The organism is Nonomuraea africana (assembly GCF_014873535.1).
Taxonomy (GTDB): Bacteria; Actinomycetota; Actinomycetes; order Streptosporangiales; family Streptosporangiaceae; genus Nonomuraea; species Nonomuraea africana.
The window spans coordinates 2,930,258-2,947,293 of record NZ_JADBEF010000001.1 but is presented as its reverse complement, the minus strand read 5'-3'; the positions used below and the strand labels follow the sequence as shown (position 1 = coordinate 2,947,293).

The 17,036-nt window shown below is 68.2% G+C and carries 18 protein-coding genes and 1 pseudogene; 9 read left to right on the top strand and 10 right to left on the bottom strand.

Annotated elements, in window-relative coordinates; all coding sequences use genetic code 11:
- Positions 1-50 precede the first annotated feature (50 nt).
- Together H4W81_RS13895 and H4W81_RS13890 are read left to right on the top strand one after the other, a co-directional pair.
- Positions 51-638, top strand: coding sequence for a dihydrofolate reductase family protein (locus tag H4W81_RS13895; protein WP_192775183.1), 588 nt, complete (start codon positions 51-53; stop codon positions 636-638).
- A gap of 391 nt (positions 639-1,029) precedes the next feature.
- Positions 1,030-2,103 (top strand): calcium-binding protein, encoded by a 1,074-nt coding sequence (locus H4W81_RS13890; protein WP_192775182.1) that lies wholly within the window; start codon positions 1,030-1,032, stop codon positions 2,101-2,103.
- Positions 2,104-2,527: 424 nt separating this feature from the next.
- On the opposite strand, the gene H4W81_RS13885 is transcribed toward H4W81_RS13890, so the two are convergent.
- From H4W81_RS13885 to H4W81_RS13865, 5 genes are all read right to left on the bottom strand, one after another.
- Positions 2,528-3,268 carry a VOC family protein gene (locus H4W81_RS13885; RefSeq protein ID WP_192775181.1) on the bottom strand — a complete coding sequence of 247 codons (741 nt, stop codon included), beginning with the start codon at positions 3,266-3,268 and terminating at the stop codon, positions 2,528-2,530.
- 195 nt (positions 3,269-3,463) lie between these two features.
- The gene (locus tag H4W81_RS13880; RefSeq protein ID WP_192775180.1) at positions 3,464-4,342 is read right to left on the bottom strand and encodes a DUF1963 domain-containing protein; all 879 of its coding nucleotides are present in this window, start codon (positions 4,340-4,342) and stop codon (positions 3,464-3,466) included.
- 51 nt (positions 4,343-4,393) lie between these two features.
- A complete protein-coding gene (locus H4W81_RS13875) occupies positions 4,394-4,555 on the bottom strand; it encodes a hypothetical protein (RefSeq protein WP_192775179.1) in 162 nt (53 codons plus the stop codon).
- A gap of 49 nt (positions 4,556-4,604) precedes the next feature.
- Entirely contained in the window at positions 4,605-4,832 is a 228-nt protein-coding gene (locus tag H4W81_RS13870) for a hypothetical protein (protein ID WP_192775178.1), read from the bottom strand.
- Between the two features lie 416 nt (positions 4,833-5,248).
- On the bottom strand, positions 5,249-6,199 hold the full coding sequence (locus H4W81_RS13865; protein WP_192780792.1) for a GbsR/MarR family transcriptional regulator: 951 nt from the start codon (positions 6,197-6,199) through the stop codon (positions 5,249-5,251).
- Between the two features lie 240 nt (positions 6,200-6,439).
- On the opposite strand from H4W81_RS13865, the gene H4W81_RS13860 reads away from it, so the two are divergent.
- The 4 genes from H4W81_RS13860 (at position 6,440) to H4W81_RS13845 (ending at position 10,043) form a co-directional block, all read left to right on the top strand.
- The gene (locus H4W81_RS13860; RefSeq protein WP_318782501.1) at positions 6,440-8,077 is read left to right on the top strand and encodes a serine hydrolase; all 1,638 of its coding nucleotides are present in this window, start codon (positions 6,440-6,442) and stop codon (positions 8,075-8,077) included.
- Positions 8,078-8,356: 279 nt separating this feature from the next.
- Positions 8,357-8,485 carry a hypothetical protein gene (locus H4W81_RS48590; RefSeq protein ID WP_264083161.1) on the top strand — a complete coding sequence of 43 codons (129 nt, stop codon included), beginning with the start codon at positions 8,357-8,359 and terminating at the stop codon, positions 8,483-8,485.
- 162 nt (positions 8,486-8,647) lie between these two features.
- Positions 8,648-8,923 carry an ATP-binding cassette domain-containing protein gene (locus H4W81_RS13850; protein WP_425574712.1) on the top strand — a complete coding sequence of 92 codons (276 nt, stop codon included), beginning with the start codon at positions 8,648-8,650 and terminating at the stop codon, positions 8,921-8,923.
- A 4-nt stretch (positions 8,924-8,927) separates the two neighbouring features.
- The gene (locus tag H4W81_RS13845; RefSeq protein ID WP_225958614.1) at positions 8,928-10,043 is read left to right on the top strand and encodes a DUF418 domain-containing protein; all 1,116 of its coding nucleotides are present in this window, start codon (positions 8,928-8,930) and stop codon (positions 10,041-10,043) included.
- Here H4W81_RS13845 and H4W81_RS50040 read toward each other — a convergent pair.
- Both H4W81_RS50040 and rox read right to left on the bottom strand, forming a co-directional pair.
- A pseudogene (locus H4W81_RS50040) lies at positions 10,040-10,383 on the bottom strand (hypothetical protein); the annotation flags it as partial. The gene H4W81_RS13845 and the pseudogene H4W81_RS50040 overlap by 4 nt on opposite strands.
- A gap of 235 nt (positions 10,384-10,618) precedes the next feature.
- Complete coding sequence (gene rox / locus H4W81_RS13840; protein WP_192775176.1) at positions 10,619-12,046, bottom strand: rifampin monooxygenase; 1,428 nt, start codon at positions 12,044-12,046, stop codon at positions 10,619-10,621.
- Between the two features lie 688 nt (positions 12,047-12,734).
- Here rox and H4W81_RS13835 point away from each other — a divergent pair.
- Positions 12,735-14,063, top strand: a complete 1,329-nt coding sequence (locus H4W81_RS13835) for an MFS transporter (protein ID WP_192780790.1) — start codon at positions 12,735-12,737, stop codon at positions 14,061-14,063.
- 127 nt (positions 14,064-14,190) lie between these two features.
- On the opposite strand, the gene H4W81_RS13830 is transcribed toward H4W81_RS13835, so the two are convergent.
- On the bottom strand, positions 14,191-14,502 hold the full coding sequence (locus tag H4W81_RS13830) for an MDR/zinc-dependent alcohol dehydrogenase-like family protein (RefSeq protein WP_225960920.1): 312 nt from the start codon (positions 14,500-14,502) through the stop codon (positions 14,191-14,193).
- Between H4W81_RS13830 and H4W81_RS47150 the strand changes: the two genes are divergently transcribed.
- A complete protein-coding gene (locus H4W81_RS47150; protein ID WP_225959656.1) occupies positions 14,486-14,824 on the top strand; it encodes a PNPOx family protein in 339 nt (112 codons plus the stop codon). The genes H4W81_RS13830 and H4W81_RS47150 overlap by 17 nt on opposite strands.
- 92 nt (positions 14,825-14,916) lie before the next feature.
- Here the strand turns inward: H4W81_RS47150 and H4W81_RS13820 are convergent, their stop codons facing one another.
- Complete coding sequence (locus tag H4W81_RS13820; RefSeq protein ID WP_192775174.1) at positions 14,917-15,462, bottom strand: YceI family protein; 546 nt, start codon at positions 15,460-15,462, stop codon at positions 14,917-14,919.
- 18 nt (positions 15,463-15,480) lie between these two features.
- Positions 15,481-15,807, bottom strand: a complete 327-nt coding sequence (locus tag H4W81_RS13815; protein ID WP_318781727.1) for a nuclear transport factor 2 family protein — start codon at positions 15,805-15,807, stop codon at positions 15,481-15,483.
- A 75-nt stretch (positions 15,808-15,882) separates the two neighbouring features.
- On the opposite strand from H4W81_RS13815, the gene sigJ reads away from it, so the two are divergent.
- Positions 15,883-16,818 (top strand): RNA polymerase sigma factor SigJ, encoded by a 936-nt coding sequence (gene sigJ / locus H4W81_RS13810; RefSeq protein ID WP_192775173.1) that lies wholly within the window; start codon positions 15,883-15,885, stop codon positions 16,816-16,818.
- The last annotated feature ends 218 nt before the right edge of the window (positions 16,819-17,036 follow it).

Sequence of the window (17,036 nt, the reverse complement as noted above, 5' to 3'; positions counted from 1 at the left end):
GCCGGCCCGGCAAGACTCCAAGTTCAACGCACCACGATGGAGAGTGGACAATGCGCAAGATCGTTGTGTCGATGTGGACGACGCTCGACGGATTCGTCGCCGGTCCGCAGGACGAGATGGATTGGCTGCTGATCGACGACCAGGTGTACACCTACGAGCGGGAACTGGTGGAGGGCTCCGGCAGCCTGCTGCTCGGGCGGATCACGCATGCCGACTTCGCCGGCTACTGGCCCCGGGCCGCTCAGGATCCTGGTGAACCGGAGGAGGTACGGGCGTACGCCCGGCGGGTCGACGCCATGGAGAAGATCGTTGTCTCCGGTTCGGGGAACGTCGCGGCGTGGCGGAACACCCGCAGACTCGAACGCGTCGACCCGGACGAGATCATCGAACTCAAGGGGGGCCAGGGCGGGGACATCGTGGTCTACGGCAGTCTCGCAGTGATCCGGTCTCTCGTTGAGCTCGGACTCGTCGACGAGTTCCATCTGCTGGTGCACCCGGTGTTCCTGCGGGAGGGCAAGGCCCTGTTCGAGGACGGCCGACCACCGCAACGACTGGAGCTGGTCTCGGCCAAGCCGTTCACCTCAGGAGTCGTCCTGATGACGTACCGGCCAGTCGACCGCGTCCCCACGACCTCCTGAACCTCGGCGCGGCTGGTGACACGGCATCGTCGGCGCGATCGGCCTGGGCGGCCATGCGCGTTGGCGGGGCAACCAGGCCAGACAGCACAAGAATCTGATCTTGTCGGTTAACGACCGTCTGTTACCACCATCAAGATCACGGCGTTGCAGCACGTCGGAATGGACGAAAACCCGTGACGGGATCGACGGCCCAACGAGCGCCGGTGTGTCGCGAACCCCAATCCTTTTAGCGATGATACGACTACTAATTGTGACTAAATGGAATGCGGCGACGACCACGCGACACCACATATACGGCGCTGACCATCCGAAGGCAGCGGGATCCACCGGATCGAGGAAACCGGCCAGGCGGATCGCCGCAGCCGGGTCCGTCGGCGTCCTCATGGCAGGGATGATCGCCTGGTCCGGGGTTGCCGACGCCAGGACGCAACCACCGACGTGCTTCGGCGTGCCGGCCACGATCATCGCCGCGCCCAACACACCCACCATTGGGACCGCGGGCCGGGATGTGATCGTCGGAACCGTGGGCCCGGACGTCATCGACGGCCTGCAGGGCAACGACCTGATCTGCGGCCTGGCCGGAGACGATGTCCTCGCCGGCGGGCTCGGCAACGACCAGATCGACGGCGGCACCGGCGATGACGGCGTGCACGGCGACATCTTCAGCCCGAGCGGACATGCTTCCGGTGGCGGAAATGACCGCCTGTTCGGCGGCGACGGCAATGACCTCATGAACGGCGACAGCTTCGCCCCCAAGGGCACCGCCACGGGTGGGGGGAACGACCTCCTCTTCGGTGGCGACGGCGATGACCTCATGACCGGCGACAGCCGGGGACTCAGCGCATCCGGTGGCGGGAACGACCGTATGGACGGCGGCGCCGACGGCGGCACCGGCGGTGAGCACCTGGTCGGCGACTCCGGCTCAACGGTCGGCGACGCTTCGGGCGCCGGGGACGACCTACTCCTGGGTGGGCCCGGCAGCGAAATCCTCATCGGTGACAGTAACGCTGCCCAGAACGCGAGCGGAAACGGCGGGAATGACCTCCTGGACTTGGGCACTGACGGCGGATTCGCGGCGATCGGGGACCACAACATCAATGACCCCGCAGGCGGGAGGGCCACCGGCTCGGGCAGGGACCGGATCATCGGCGGCAGCGCGGACGACTTTCTCGTCGGCGATAGCGCCGTGGTGGATGCCACCGTCACCAGCGCCAGCCACGATGTGATCTCCGGCCGTGGGGGCAACGATGCACTGTTCGGCGACAACACCGACTTCGATGTCACCGCGAGCGTCGGCACGGCAGGCGGCAACGACCTCCTCGACGGCGGCGACGGCGTCGACACGCTCAGGGCGGGCCCCCGCAACGACTTCCTCGACGGCGGCCCCGGTACCCCAGACGACTGCGATGGGGAGGCAGGGATCGACGCCGCAACCCGCTGCGAGATCGTCTCGAACGTGCCGTAGGCGCGGTAGGCCAGGCCTGCGGATCGGCGCCATCAGGCGCCGGTGGAACGTCGATCGCCCGACGCCCACGTGCTTGTTGATCGCGGGGACCGACTCCCCGCGATCACAGCGGTCCCGGCCTCTCAAACCTGAGGCCTGCAAGTCAGCCGACCGCGCCAGCCGTACTGCTGCCGCTCGATCAACTTGAGACACTGCAGGTCAAGACGCGAAGGAGGGGACAGACTTCCGCGTTGAGCGAGGCATCCACGGCCGTTGCCATCCATCGCGACCTCGGCGAGAGCGTTCGAGGTCGGCGATCCGGGCGTCCCGGGCAGCCAACTCCGGGGTTGAGGAACCTGCGGACAATCGTCGGCGCTGAGATTGATCTTGGGGTTGGGGCGGGTCAGCGGCGGTCGCGGCGGCGTCGGGCGGGGGAGGCTCCGCGTCAGGCCCGACCGAGGACGCAGAACTCGTTGCCCTCCGGGTCGGCGAGGACGATCCACGGGACGTCGCCCTGGCCGACGTCGGCGAGCGTCGCGCCGAGGGTCTGCAGCCGGGCCACCTCCGCGGCTTGATCGTCAACGGGGTACGGCAGCAGGTCGAGATGGACGCGGTTCCACACGGTCTTCACGCCGGGCGTTGTGCGGCGGAACTCAAGATACGGCCCGACACCCTTGGCGGAGCCCAGCATCGCATGATCGTCGGTCACCTCATGAAGGGTCCAGTCCACCGCCTCGCCCCAGAACCGGGCCATGGCCCGCGGGTCCGCGCAGTCGACCACCACCGCGGCGAGCGGGCCGATATCCCGGTAGATCTCCCGAGGCTCCAGCACGCAGAACACGTTGCCCTCCGGGTCGGCCAGAACCGTCCACGGAACGTCGCCCTGGCCCACATCGGCGGGCGTCGCACCGAGCTCCTTCAGACGCGCGACCAACTCGGCCTGATGGGCCGCAGAGGTGGTGGCGAGATCGAGGTGCACGCGGTACTTCACCGTTTCGGGGTCCGGGACGGTGACGACATCGATGTAGAAGGCGGCGGGGTCCGGCCAGACGAAGCCCTCGGGCTCGAGGTTGGTCACGCCGGGTCCCTCGCTGGAAACACCCCAGCCGAGCGCCTCCGCCCAGAACCGGCCGAGCGCCGAGTCATCCCGAGCTTTGAAATTCACCTGAACAAGTCGCAGTGCCATGCCGCCTTACCCTATGTCCAACGGATGAACCGGGATGAACCACGCACCTTCGGTTCAACCGGAGGTAACGGGCGGATCGGGGACTTCGCCGAGCGGCCGAAGGCTTTGGGCGGGTGCCAGCCACGAAGTGATCAACACGTAACGAGAGATCCCTCGGAAGGAACCGCCCCCGCGAAAGGACCCGAGATCGCGGTTCTACCAGTCGTCGGGGTTGGCTCGCACCTGGCTCATGTCGCCTGCCCGGAGTGCTTTGGCCGGGGCGACAAACCGCAAAATGCCCCCGTCGCCCCACTCCCACATGTCGGTGCCGGCGAGAGTGAGCAGGTGAGCATAAGGCTCCTCCTGCGACAGCTCCTGCAACAGGTCAACGCCGTAGCTGCGGATCGGCGGCCAGCCAAACGCCTGATTGCGTATGCCACCCCACTCGATGCCTTGCTCGTCCACGCAGTACCGCGGCCAGGCGTCCTCGCCGAACTTGTCGACGACCAGCCAGCCGGGATTCACGCGGTAAAGCGATGACCGCTCGATCTCGTCTCCGTAGTCGAGGGTGCTGAGCACCGGATCGCAGTCGTAGGACGAAATCGAGGGCAAAGTGACGGCAGGGTTGGCGTGCATCCGAACCCGGTCGAACCTCGGGGCCGGATCCGGTGCCGGGACCTCGACCGCGCGTTGCGGGTCAGCAGGCACGACCCGGCATACCCGCGGATCGTCATGGCTGAAGCTGCTGGCATCTTTCGGAACCTCCCTGGATCCGGTCCATGGATCCAAGAAGAAGAAATTGAGCAGCGCGGACCCGGTCGACAGGATCTGATCACCGAGCCACGGGCCGAGCGCGCCGACATCGAGCACGACATACAGGCTGAGCGGCACACCCGCGTACATAGGCCACTGTGTGCCCGGCTCCAGCAGCGCCGGGCCGCCCCACCGGCACAGCCCAGTCGCCGCGGCATCCTCATCCGCAGGCTTCAGATCGAACCCGGGCCGCGCCAACGCCGCCAGCTGGCTCCCCACGTGTTCCCCCAGATGTTCAACGCACAGCTCACGCACGCCGGACAGCGCCTCTTCATACCTCATCCGACCATGAAAGCATCACAATGCCCCTGAAGATCACCAGTTCCGGACGTTTCAGATCAGGGGAAGGCCAAGCCCCCGGCCCTCGCCGGCGCCGAACGGGTGATGAAACTCAACGACGGCGTCGATCGGATCACCGCCGAGGTCATCGACGCCGCCCGCGATGCTCTTGTCATCGGAATCAGCTGACCACCTGTCGCTGTCCGTGACGTACACGGCCAAATAATGTTGCAGATTCCCGGTCAAGCTGCGTTGCAGGTCACAGCTAGGGCGAAAATGGGCGCGGGTTTATCCCGCTGGGGGTGACGGCGAGCCGCGGCTGTGCTGGCCTGCCAGAAAGACACATTCCCGAGTAGCCCCCGGTGAGGCCGTGGATCCATCCGGAGATGCGTTGCAGCGGCTGGACGTCAGCGTGGAGATCGAAATCCGGCGCACCGCGTTCGGCCTTCGCCCCCAGGTCGAGCGGCTGCTGTGCGCCGCCGGTCTCGATCATCGACTGGATGAGTCATGGCGGCCGGCGCGTGGGCCGGTGACGCCGAGACGCAGCTGAGGCCCGGGGCGGCCTTGGGAGCCGATCAGCTCGGTGTACGCGGGCGAGACAGCACCACCAGCGTGATCAGCGCCGCGACGGCGAACGCCAGGACGACGAGGAAAGCCTTGATCATGGCGTAGCTCGCAATCTGTGTCCGGGGCCGCTGGGACTGGACACCTTGCTGGTCGAGATCGGCAAGCTGAACACCGCCCGCTCACTCTCGCTCAGGAGGATGTCGTAGGCGGGCGGGAGCCGGGTGGGGCGGGCGCTCGGACCGCGCTTCGTAATCTCGGAAGCGGATCCAAGCTCCTGCGACGCTGTCCGGCAGGCGCGGGTCTGGCTGGAGGGATCGCGGTTGCGACGTCTATCCGGCTTCGTCATTTCCGAGGCACTCGGGTCGAGCGCGGACTGACGATCAGTGCGTCGCGTTGCGCGGAGCTCAGGCGGTCGGGCCTCGGGGTGATAGCGTACGCGCCGCGCCCGAGCCGCTCCACGGCGAGCGGGTCGGAGAGGATCGGACGACGGCTGATCGCGTCCAGGGCGTCGACCGCCCGCCGGACGGGCCAGTCCAGTGCCGTGGCCAGTTCGTCCACGGTGAGTGGCCGAGCGGCGTACACCAGCGCGGCCAGCACCGTCAGCGCGTCGCGCACGACGGCGTCGGTGAGGCCGCTGTCGTTCATCTGCTCGCTGATCCAGGCGAAGAACTGAGCCATCTGGCCCAGCCGGGTGCCGGCGGGCGTGCCGGCACCGAAGATCTCGATCCCGTGCCGCGCGGCCGCCGCGACCTCGGCGTGTGCCCCGGTGTCGGCTTTGAACGCTCGGAGCCAGACGTCGTCGTCGATGACGTACCGCTCGCGGCGGCCGGAATCCTGTGTGCGCCTGACCAGCTCGATCGCCTCTAGGTAGCCGATGGCCTTGGACACCGACGCCGGGCTGACCTGTAGCCGGCGTACGAGTTCGGCGGACGTCAGGCTCCCGGAGTCGGAGGTGAGCAGGCAGACGAACACTCGAGCGGACATCCGGGGAAGGCCGGTCCCGACCAGCAGCGTCGCGAACTGCTCCACGAAACCGCGCACGGACTCGGCCGGCCGCCCGTCGGCCGGTGGCTCCGTGGCCTGAACCGGTCTGCGGCGGCGGGCGCGCTGCCCGGCGGCCTGCTGGGCGCGGTCGGCCAGGTAGCCGCCGGGCGCGCTGTTGCGTGCCACTTCGCGGCTGATCGTGGACGTGGGCCTGCCCAGCCGCCGGGCGATCTCGGCGTATCCCAGCCCTTCGACCAGCCAGATCGCGATCTGCCGGCGATCCTCGTGGGTCAGCCTGCCTCCGGGCATCGGCTCGCCCTCCTGTCGGTTCGGGTCCACGGGTGCGTTCACCAACAGTACATTGCAACGGCTGGTCGATATGGATTGCATTTATCAACAATGCTGTTGCAACGATTGACACGAAAGCCCAGGATTTCAAGCGCATCAATGAGACTCGTCGTTGACGAGGCTTGAAATGCAACGTAGCCTTTTCCCGCTTGGAAAGAATCGGACAGGACGAGGAACCCCCTTATGGCAAGAGCGTTGGATGTGACCCGGATACGAGCTCGCGTCTCCGAGCTGCTCGCGGAGTACCGAATTCCGAGTGCCGCGATCGGCGTCCTCAGCGACGGGGAGATCACCGACTTCGCGGTCGGCGTCAAGAACATTGCCACGCGGGAGCCTGCGACGACCGACACCATCTACCAGTGCGGCTCCGTATCCAAGACATGGACCGCCCTCGCCTTCATGCAGCTCGTCGACGAGGGGAAAGTCGCCCTGGACGAGCCGGTGCGGACCTACCTTCCTGATTTCCGGGTCGCCGACCCCGACGTCAGCGCCAAGGTCACACCCCGCCATCTCCTCAACCACACCAACGGCATCGAGGAGAACTACGGAGATCCTGGCGAGGACGACGACGTGTACGAGCGCATGGTGGAGAACATCGCCGGCGCATGCCAGGTCCACCCCTTGGGCCACACTCACGGCTACAGCGCGGCCCTGGGCTACGCGATCCTCGCCCGCATCATGGAGGTGATCGACGGCAAGCGGTGGGACGACATCATGAAGGATCGCCTGTTCGACCCCTTGGGACTGACCTCGACGAGCAGCCGGCGTGAGCACGCGGACCAGAACCGGGCCGCGACCGGATACCTGATCCGATCCCTCGAAGAGGGACCCATCCTCTCACCGCTGGGTCACCTGCCGCGCTCCTTCGGCCCCGGAGGCAACGTCAACACGACAGCCCGGGAATTGCTCACGATGGCGTACGTCTTCCTTAACGAAGGAAAGGCGCCGAACGGGACCAGAATCGTCTCACCCGGCATCATCCGCGAGATGACGGAGTCGCGGGTCCCCGTACCTGACCCGTACATGTTCGGGCCGGAATGGGCACTCGGCCTCATCGTGTGCGATTGGCACGGCCAAACCGTCTACGCCCACGACGGCAGCGCAGTCAGCCAGAGCGCCCGCCTGCGGATCCTGCCGGAATCGAACATCGCCGTCTCGATGCTGGCGAACGCCGGGCCGCGCGACAGCTTCTACCGGAAGGTGTTCAACGAAATCCTGGCCGACCTCGGCGCGGTCACGATCCCCGACCTGCCGGAGCCCGACCCGACCCTGGCCCTCGATCTGTCCAGGTACGAAGGCTCCTACGAGCGCCCCGGCACCCGATACGAAGTGGCGGCCGAACGCGGGAAGCTCCACCTCAAATTCACCCTGAACCCCATGGAGGCGCAACTCCTCAATAAACCAGAACAGCTCGACTACGAACTGCTCCCGATCAGCGAGACCCACTTCTTGATGCCTTCGGACGATCCGCTCGAAGACCCTCAGACCGTCGCGATCTACGACTTCAAGAATGGTGCCGCACAGTATCTTCACACCAATTGCCGAGTAAATCCGAGAGTCAATGAGGAGGATGCCAAGATGCACGTCATGGCTGTTTCCACGATTTCCGACACCGACGGTTTCTGGGATTCCCTGAAGAAGGCGTACGGCCAGCTTCCCAAGGGTGCCAAGTGGACGCTGGCGGTGGCGAGCACCGACGGGACCAAGGCGGTGAACGTCGTCATTCATGACTCGATCGACGGCGTCAGGAGCTTCTTCGAGGATCACGCCGGCGCCTTCGCCACGACGGAATACTTCGAGGCCGACGCGGCCAACGCGGTCGGCCTCCCCACGAAGTAGCCGCTCCTTGCACTGCCGTCCGCCCAAGCCGCGACGGCGGCGCACCATTCGGATCCATGCGACTGTTGTTCTGCTTGGGGGTACGTGCGGTCCTCGACCACTACGTTCAGGCCGCCCGCGACCCGGGCCGTCGGGGACCGACATCGGCGACCGGCTGGGCATCTCCAAGCGGCCGATCTCGGCGTCGACGCCGCCAAGTCATAAGGAGCTCTCCGACTGCGTTCCGCCTCCACCACGCCCGCGCGCGGTACCAGCAAGCTCGCCAGGCGCTAGTCCGGCGTGCGAATGCTGCTCGGCGTCCTGGACATCGCGGTCGGCACCGTGCCTCGCGCGCTCGCCCTGGCCGGTGTGGACCGGGGCGAGCTGATGGCGCGCGTCCAGGAGACGCTCGCGCACGAGAGCTGGTAAGCCCGCCCGCCTTTCCCCGGACGGCACTCCCCACCCATTTCCTTCCTTTCCCACACCCCGGCCGTCGCCGGCCCGGGGTGCGATCCGTCATGCCCTCGCGGCGAGACTCCGCCGGCACGCGTCCTGGCGCGGGGGCGTCCGATCATGAAGAGAGTTCATTTGATGACCAAGAGTGAGCAGGTCGTGCTCGACGTCGACGGGCTGCGCATGCGCTACGGCTCGGCCGACGTCCTGCACGACGTCACGTTCCAGGCCCGGCACGGCGAGGTGCTGGCCCTCTTAGGCCCGAACGGGGTCGGCAAGACCACCACGATCGAGATCCTGGAGGGCTTCCGCGCCCGCTCGGCGGGCCGGGTCGAGGTGCTCGGCGCCGACCCCGCGCACGGCGACGAGCGGTGGCGGGCCCGGCTCGGGGTCGTGCTGCAGCGGATCGGGTGACGCCATGACCGTGATGACTTCGACCGGCCGGTCTCTGGCGCCGGACCTGGCCCGCGGGTTCATGCTGCTGGCGATCGCGCTGGCGCACGCGCCGGTGTTCGTCTCCGGGGCGGGTCCCGGCGTTCTCGACGGCGTGGCCGCGTTCCTCGATCACCTGCTCGCTCACAACCAGGCCCGGCCCATGTTCGTGTTCCTGTTCGGCTATGCGCTGGGGCAGCTCGCGTGCCGGCATCAGGCGAAGGGAGGCGACTGGATCTCGCTCAGGAAGCTGCTGCGGCGCAGGGGGCGCTGGCTGATCGTCATCGGCTTCGTGCACGGTGTGCTGCTCGTGCCGCTGGACATCGTCGCGGTGTACGGGTTCACGCTGCTGGTGCTCGCCCCGCTGGTGCGGGCCCGCGACTCGGTGCTGTGCTGGACGGCCGCCCTGGCCCTCGCCCCGGCCGCGCTCGTGGTGTCCGGACCGATCATTCTGGCGTACGCCGGCGCCGTCCCCATCACGCCGGCCGGGTCCATGCCGGCCGATCTCGGCTCCCATCTCCTGTCCGGCCTCCAGCTGTGGCCGTTCAAGACGGTCCTGGGCACGATCGACGTCGTACCGGGCATGCTGCTGGGCATCTGGGCGGCCCGCCGCCGGATCCTGGACGAGCCCGAGCGCCACCAGACCCTGCTGCGCCGCGTCACCGTGATCGGCCTCGGCGTCGCGCTCATCGGCAGGCTCGCGGGGGCCCTGCTGATGGCCGGGGTGTGGACGCCTCCCGCGCCCTCGGCCGCCGTCCTCGCGCACACCCTCACCGGCTACGCCGGCGGCATCGCCCTGGCCGCCCTCATCGGCCTCGTCGCGACGCGGGTGGAAGGCGGTCCCTTCACCACCGCCCTCGCCGCGCTCGGCCAGCGGTCGCTGACGTTCTACCTGTTCCAGTCGGTGGTGTTCCTCGTGCTGTTCTACCCGTTCACCCTGGATCTGGGCGGCGAGCTGGGCTTCGCCGAGGCCTCCGGGATCGCCGTCGCGATCTGGGCGGTCTCGATCCTCCTGGCGGAGTGGATGCGCCGGGCCGGGTACCGGGGCCCGGCGGAGGTGCTGCTGCGGCGGCTGACATACCGCCACAGCAGCGGAGCCTAGGCCTCCGTGTGCGGGAGGTTGCTGGCGGCCACCAGCGTGCGGATGGCACGCAGCGCGACCGAGAGCGTGGCCAGGTCGAAGTTGTCGCTCTCCCAGATCTCCGACAGCGTCTGCCTGGCCCGCGAGACCGCCGCCGAAATAGACCTCGCCCCCCTCGTTGACCGGCCGGCCCGCCAGGGAGGCGACCTCCACCAGGTCGAGCGTGGAGTAGGCGGGCACCATGCCGGGCCACCCGCTCGGCCAGCTCCAGCGGCACGCCCCTGGCCAGGAACGAGTCCCGGCGATCCTCGTACGCGGCCAGGTCGGGCCCGGTGAGCTCCGCCGGGCGGAGTGCCACAAGATCACACGCCGGTTTCGAGAGCACCAGGACCAGATGTCACGATCCGGTACTGGAACATCCCGGGAAGCACCTGCTACCTCGGAACGTCCTTGACTTCGGATGGGGAAATCCCGATGAGGTTGATCTTGCTGGGGTCGGCGTACTTCGCGGGGGCTTCGAGCTGGCGGGGTACGGCACCGACCGCGCCGACCTCGGCCGCAGATAGGTCCCGCCCTTTCGAGCCACACCTGCGCGTTCAGCTGACGGCAGCGCCGAACCACCTGGGCAGCTGGCTGAGCAGCCCCTGCTGGTCTTCACCGACCCACGCCACGTGGCCGTCCGGCCGCAGCAGCGCCGCGGGCACGTCCAGTTCCTCGCTGCCGTCGACGACGTGGTCGACCCGATCTGCCCAGCCCGCCACCGAGAGCCGGCCGGTCTGGTCGAGCAGTAGTCCGCGGCCGCCGTGCATCAGCGCGTAGAGGCGCCCCCGCTTCAACTCCACGTCCCGCATCCGCCGGCCGAGCAGTTCATGCCCCTCGCCGAAGTCGTAGCGGACCCCGATCGCAGTGATCTTCTCGATCAGGTACCGGTTCACCTCCTCGAAGTCCATCAGTTCCGAGACCAGCCGGCGCACTGACCGGGGGCCCGGCTCGAGGGACAGCAGCTCCATCTGCGCGCGGGTGTTGTCCAGCACGTCGGCGGCCACCGGGTGCCGTTCGGTGTGGTAGCTGTCCAGCAGCCCTTCCGGTGCCCAGCCGTTGACCTCGGCGGCCAGTTTCCAGCCGAGGTTGAACGCGTCCTGGATGCCGAGGTTGAGCCCCTGCCCGCCGGTCGGCGGGTGGATGTGCGCCGCGTCGCCGGCCAGCAGCACCCGGCCGGTCCGGTAGCGCTCGGCCTGCCGGGTGGCGTCACCGAAGCGGGAGAGCCAGCGCGGTGAGTGCGCGCCGAAGTCGGTGCCCGCGAAGGCCCGCAGCTGCTGCTTGAACTCCTCGAGGGTCGGCGGAACCGTGCGGTCCTCGGCCACTCCTTCGGCGGGCACGACGAGGCGGTGTACCCCGTCCCCGAGGGGCATGGCGCCGAACCGCAGTTGGGTCTTGCGGACTTCCGCGACGATGGCGGCAACCGTCGCCGGATCCTCGGTCACCTCCAGCTCGCCCAGCAGCGTCTCGACCTTGGCGGGCTCACCGGGGAAGCCGACGCCGAGCAGCTTGCGCACCGTGCTGCGGCCGCCGTCGCAGCCGACGAGGTAGCGCGAGCGCAGCTGCGTGCCGTCGGCCAGCTCGACGGTCACCCCGTCCTCGTCCTGGCTCAGCCCGACCAGTTCGCAGCCGCGCCGGACCTCGACGCCGACCTCGGTGGCGTGCTCGGTCAGCAGACGCTCGGTGGTGGTCTGCGGGATGCCGAGGACGTACGGATGCGCGGTGTCCAGCCGGTCGGGCCACGGCTTGTCGATGCCGGCGAAGAAACCGCCGACCGCGAACTGCCGGCCGAGCGCGAGGAACCGCTCCAGCAGACCGCGCTGGTCCATCACCTCGACGCTGCGCACGTGCAGACCGAGCGCGCGGACATACCTGGTCGGCTCCGCCTCCTTCTCCAGCACGAGCGCGTGCACGCCGTGCAGCCGCAACTCGCTGGCCAGCATCAAGCCGGTCGGTCCGCCGCCGGCAACGATCACGGCAATCATGAAAACCCCCCATTCAACAAGGTTGCGTTTCGGCCAGCTGCTCCGCAGTCCGGCGGCGCGCACACCCGCACCTCCGCGCCGAGTTCCCGCAACCGCACCGCGGGTTCCACCGGTTCGACGTTCCGCGAGACCCACACGTCGACAAAGAACACCTTCGCGAATCCCTGATTTCCGCAGGTTCTGGCCTCGGCCGCCGATTCTGCAGCACGACCTGGGTCTTGCCGCAAGCCCCCCGGTGCGCTATACGTTGAGAGTGGCAGGGAGTGGGTGACCTCCTTGCCTTTGCTTTTTGTCGTCCGCTGTCGACGGGCAAGCTCCTAAGGTGCAGGGTCTTGGCGATCCGCCCGTACTCGGCGAACGCGGTATCGATCAGCTCTCCCAGCAGCGCGGAGGCGGCCATGGCCTCCTCCGCGCTGCCCGATCTCGGTCTCCAGCGCCCGCCACATCGCGCCCGCGTCCCAGGTCGGCGCCGCTCTCGGCGACCAGGTCCAGCTGCTCACTCCACAGCCGGAACACCACCTCGAAGCCTCGCCCGAGGCGGCTGTTAGGGTGTGCGCGTGCCGAAAACAGACAAGGTGCGCCGTCGCTGAGAGCGGCGGCGCAAAACCCCAGTTCTCGCCGTCGCTCCTGACCCTTGGCCAGGAGCGCCTTCGTGGCGCTCGGATTTCCCTTGTTCCGGAGCGCACCCATGTTCGCCTTGTCTGTTCGTCAACGTCGGCGTGTCCTTGTCGCTGACCTCATCTCTACCGCGGTGTTCCCACTCGCAATCACCGGCGCGACAGCAACTGTCCCCGATGTGACCGCGCAGCTGCCCGGTTCGGATGCCCTGGGTCCGTGGATCGTCCTCGCCTACAACGGGCTGTTCGCTGCAGCCCTACTGCTGGCGGGGGCGACAGCGGATCGGACCGCCCGCACCCGCTTTTTCGCCGTCGGCAACATCGTCGTCGCAGGCACCGGGGTCTTGTCCGCCCTCGCTCCGGACCTGTTGTCTCTGGTAGCCCTTCGCGTGGTCGCCGGCGTCGGGGCGGCCATGTGCGCCGCCGGTGGATCGTCGATGGTCTTGGCCGTGTACCCGCCGGAAGAGCGGCGTCGGGTGTACGGCTACGCGGGCGCCGTGCTGGGCAGCAGCCTGGCGCTGGGACCGATCGTTGCCCAGGCCCTCATGGCCATCGGAGGTTGGCCCCTCGTCTTCGTCGCGCCGGGGGCTGTCGCCGCCATCGCGGCCTTGGCCACGCTCGGGCTTCCGGGCCTTCGCAGCCCCGAGGTGTCCGATCACTTCGACCTTGCCGGCGCTGTCCTCTTCGGGGTAACCATCGCCGCCGTGGTGACCGCCCTCGGGCTGGGTTTCGGGGCCGGCATCCCGTGGTGGGGGCCAGGTGGACTGATCCTCGTCGCGGCAGCCAGCGCCACCGGCCTCATCCGCGTGGAACGGCGCGCATCTGATCCCGCGATCCCCGTGGACTTGTTGCGGATCCCCGCCTATCGCGCGTACGCCGTGGCGACGGGTGCTTTCATGGGGATGCTCGTGGTGGGATTGACCGTGCTCCCGCAGCTCGGCGCTGCCCAGAGCATGGGCCCAGGCGAGGCGGCGATCATGCTCAGCCTGCTGACCGTGCCATCAACGGTCCTTCCGCTTCTCGCCGCTCGGCTCGCGCGCCGACTGGCGCGGCAGCTGGTCACAACCGCCCTGTTCGCCTGCACCGTCACCGCCGTCATCCTCCAGGTGACCAACCATCCTGCCGCCCTTCTCGTCGCGGCCGGGGTTATCGGGCTGTGTCTCGGGCTGACCGAAGGCGTCCCGGACGGGCAAGCGCTCCACTACGTGCCCTCCCAGCGCGGAGGGGCGGGCGCCGCGCTGTTCAGCACGACGCGGATGAGCCTTGAAACTGTCACCCTGGCCGCTGCCACCGGGGTGATGGCAGCTCTCGGTCCCTCATCCGGAATGGCAGTCGCTGGAGCCATGTGCCTTGCCGCCGCCCTCATCGTCCAGCGAGCCGTCCCCTCCCGCGATGCATAGAAGGCCATCCCACGCAGTCAGCGGAGGGATCACCCTCCACCGCCAGTTCTACTTCCAACACTCCCCGAGGGCCTTGCGGTACAGAAAGTGCCGCTGAGGTTGATCTTGGGGCTGTGCGACGACCGGCTCAGGCGGGCACCAGGACGGTCTTGCCGGCGAGTCGTCCGGTGACGGCCTCGTCGTGGACGGCGGCGAGGTCAGCCAGGGGGCGGCGGTCGGCGACGTCGATCTGCAGCTCGCCGGCCTCGACGCGGGTGACGAGCTCGGCGAGCTGCGGCGTCGCTGCGGGCGAACACCCGCACCGTTCGCACCTCGCGCCCGGCGTCCTCAGGCGCCGGTGTGGCACCAGCACCCCGCCGTCAGCGACCAGGCCGACCAGGGCCGCGGTCTCCCTCAGCCGGGGGAGCGCCGAACACCCCCGCCTGGTTCCACAACTCAAGGCCAACCCCCGCGTCACCGTGGAGAGCGGCGTCTTCACCTTCGAGGCGGAGGCCGTGGTCCTGGAGGGCGCCGAGCGTGACGCCGCGTTCGCCCGCGCGGTGGAAGCGACCCCAGGTGGGCCGACTACCAGGCCAAGACGACACGGCCGGGGGCGCGCACCACCTTGCTCGACCATCTCGACCGCGGCGGCGGCCTGCTCTGCATGCACACGGCGTCGATCTGCTTCGACGACTGGCAGGGCCGGCCGCGCGTCCTCGGCGCCTGCTGGATCTGGGGCAAGTCGTATCACCCGCAGCTCGGCTGGACCAGCGTGCGGGTGAACGGCAGGGAGCCGCCCCTTCCCGGTCCCGAACGCGCGCGGTCGCGGCATGTGGAGCAGGAGAATGCCGAGCTGCAGGAGAAGCCGGCCTTGTCAGGACTGCCGTATCGCGGCGACGGCGAACTCCAGCGCCACCTTCTCGCTGACCAGGACCCCGGTCGCGGCGTTCCAGTTCACGCCCCAGTCCTTGCGGTTGATCGTGACGCTGCCCTCGAAGCCGACCCGCAAGTAACCCTGCGGGCCGTTCTCGGCGCCGGTCAGCTCGAAGTGAACGGTGACCGGCTTGGTCACGCCGCGGATGGTCAGGTCACCGGTGACCTTGAAGGTGGTCTCGCCGACCTGCCGCACCTTGGTCGAGGTGAAGGTGATGGCCGGGTGGTTGTCCGCGTCCAGGAAGTTGCCGCGCAGGTACGCGTCACGCCGCCGGTCGCGGGTCTGAATGCTCTTCGCCTGGATCGTGAGCACGGCGCTCGACATCGACGGGTCGTCGCCGTCCAGGTGCGCGCTGCCCTTGAACTCGTCGAACCGCCCGCGCACCTTGGTGGCCATCGTGTGCCGGGCGACGAAGCCGATCCGTGTGTGGGCGGTGTCGAGGACGTAGTCGCCGGTCAGCTCGCGGAGCGTGGTCGTGGTTGTCATGCTTGGTCGCTCCTGGAGTCAATCGTTCAGTTCCGGGCCGGTCATGATGCGCGCATAGACACCAGGCGCTGCGTGGGGCGCCGAGCCCGCCAGCGGAGTGGTATCGACGTATTTGACCTCGTAGACGCGCTCCGTGAACTTCCAGCCGTCCGGGGTGCGCTGGTAGCGGTCGTGGTACACGGAGTAGTTCAGGTGCGAGCTGCCGTCGCGCATGCGCCCGAACTCCGAGACGTATGTACGGCCGGCCGCGGTGTCGCCCTCAAGCTGGATCATGCCCGGGTGGTTTCCTTCCTTGCCGGTGTGCAGCAGTACGACGACGCAACCGCTCGGAATGTAAGGCGACACGTCAACCTCACATTCCGAGGTGTTGTCTCGTCGATCTGGTGAGGGCGGCTTCGACAAAGGAAAATCGGGGACACCATGACCACCCAATCCGAGCCAGGAGACGGCCGGCTCGATCCGGGCCTGAGCGCGATCATGAGCGAGCGGCGTCAGCTGATCAATCTCGCGTACCGACTCCTCGGCTCACTGGCCGACGCTGAGGATGTCGTACAAGAGACGTACGCACGCTGGTACGCCATGTCCCGACAGCAGCAGGCGGCCATCGAATCACCCGGCGCCTGGCTGACGAAGGTCGCCAGTCGCATCTGCCTCGACCTGCTCGGCTCGGCACGGGTCCGGCGCGAGAGCTACGTGGGCGAATGGATCCCGGAGCCGCTGCCTGATCGTACGGAGTGGATCAACGGGCGCTTGGGCGGCACCACGGTCGACCCGGCCGACCGCGTCACTCTCGACGAGTCGATCAACATGGCCTTCCTCGTCGTTCTCGAATCGATGACCCCGGCCGAGCGCGTCGCGTTCATCCTTCACGATGTCTTCCGCTACTCCTTCGCCGAAGTGGCCGAGATCGTCGGCCGTACGCCGGCGGCATGTCGCCAGCTGGCCTCGTCGGCCCGCCGTCGCATTCGCGCGTCGCAGGCTCCCGCGGCTCCGGCAACCCAGCGCGCCGACATCGTCAGGGACTTCAAGCAGGCATGGGAAGCCAAGGACATCGATGCCCTCATCAGCCTCCTCGCCCCCGACGCGACGGGGGTCGCCGACGGCGGCGGCCTCGCCACGGCCGTGCTCCGCCCGATCGAAGGCGGCGAGCAGATCGCCCGCATCTTTGTCGATATCGCCGGCAAGGCACCCAACCTGACGATCCTGGAGCGTACGGTCAACGGTCAGCCCGGTCTGGTGGCTCAGCAAGATGGCGTCACCGTGGTGGTGATCGCGTTCGACGTCGTAGGCGACCGGATCAAGCACATCTGGGCAGTACGGAACCCCGAGAAGCTCCGGCCTTGGATGACGGGCTGACGCGCGCTGCTCACCCGGGATGGCCAATGCCAGGTCGACGATCGCGCTGTGGCCGGTCGCCGTACGAGCTGGGGCGATCGAAGGTCCAGGCTTCGTTCCCAGCCCAGCCCACCGGTCTCCGATTGCACCCGCGCGCGTCTGACCAGGCGTGCCTCTGGCACGCTCGTGCCGTCCGCGTCGTCGAGGCGGGTGACGCCGTCCTGGATGAATCCGGCGAG